The 1,053-nt window shown below is 47.4% G+C and carries 1 protein-coding gene and 1 pseudogene; one reads left to right on the top strand and one right to left on the bottom strand.

The annotated features are described in order from the left end of the window. Positions 1-423: pseudogene (locus tag ACTHUR_RS11815) on the bottom strand (Slam-dependent surface lipoprotein); the annotation flags it as partial. A 283-nt stretch (positions 424-706) separates the two neighbouring features. On the opposite strand from ACTHUR_RS11815, the gene ACTHUR_RS11810 reads away from it, so the two are divergent. Continuing rightward, positions 707-1,053 (top strand): class II glutamine amidotransferase (locus tag ACTHUR_RS11810; RefSeq protein WP_440398698.1); only part of this gene is annotated, 347 nt, incomplete at its 3' end.

Below are 1,053 nucleotides of genomic sequence, written 5' to 3'. Positions count from 1 at the left end.
CATAGAGGTAGCGCGTTTGTCGCCGGAGTAGAAAACGCCGCGGTTAGAGCCTTTAGCGTATTCTTTACCGACCCACTCACCGTAGTATACTTCAGAGTCACCGCTCTTGATGGTGTTGAACGCATAGCGGCCGAGGTTTTGACGGGTATATGCGTCGTTAACCTGTACGGTTTTCACGCCATTGCGGTCTGCATTGCCAGGCATACGGTTTACGTTGGTGTAGTACACGCCTGAACGGTAGGCAGCGTGTTTCATCACTTTTTCGCCTTCGGCTTCAGATGCAGGCTTGCCCCATTTTTTGCCGTATTTGTGATTTTTGTAGCCATACTCGAATGGGTTATAGGCATTATTAGCTGCAAATGCGCCTACGCTGAACACAACAGCCAAAACAGCAGCGGTGGTTTTTTGCAGATTCAGTTTCATTGAACACTCCTTGAGGTAAAACGATGGTGGGGAAAATTATGTTTCGTTGTGAGTAGAACATATCGTTATGTGAGGAGGTCTTTTTGTTCTGCAAAGCATTTTATAGGGGAAGTGTTAGCACAGAATTAGTAAATATCCTAACAATCCCCTACAAAGCGAAATTCTTTATTTTTAATTCGATACAGCCTGTATCACCTACCCTAAAACGGCAAAGAATATATTGAAACTGCCTGCCCGATACACCATAATGACCCTATAAATACTCGGAAAAAAGGTTAACGCCATGTGCCAACTGCTCGGCATGAATTGCAACACTCCCACAGACATCATGTTTTCTTTTGAAGGCTTCCGCCGTCGAGGCGGCATTACCGACCACCATGCCGATGGTTTCGGCATCGGTTTCTTTGAAGGCAAAGGCGTGCGCTTGTTTCACGACGACAAACCCAGTGCCAACTCGCCCGTTGCCGACTTGGTGCGCGCCTACCAAATCAAATCCGAAAACGTTATCGCCCATATCCGCAAGGCCTCACAAGGTCAGACCTCATTGGCGAACACTCATCCCTTCATGCGCGAGATGTGGGGCGAATATTGGCTGTTTGCCCACAACGGCCATTTGATTGATTTTTACCC

The sequence above is a fragment of the Neisseria sp. P0021.S007 genome (genome assembly GCF_051956855.1).
This window is presented reverse-complemented; position numbering and strand designations above follow the sequence as displayed.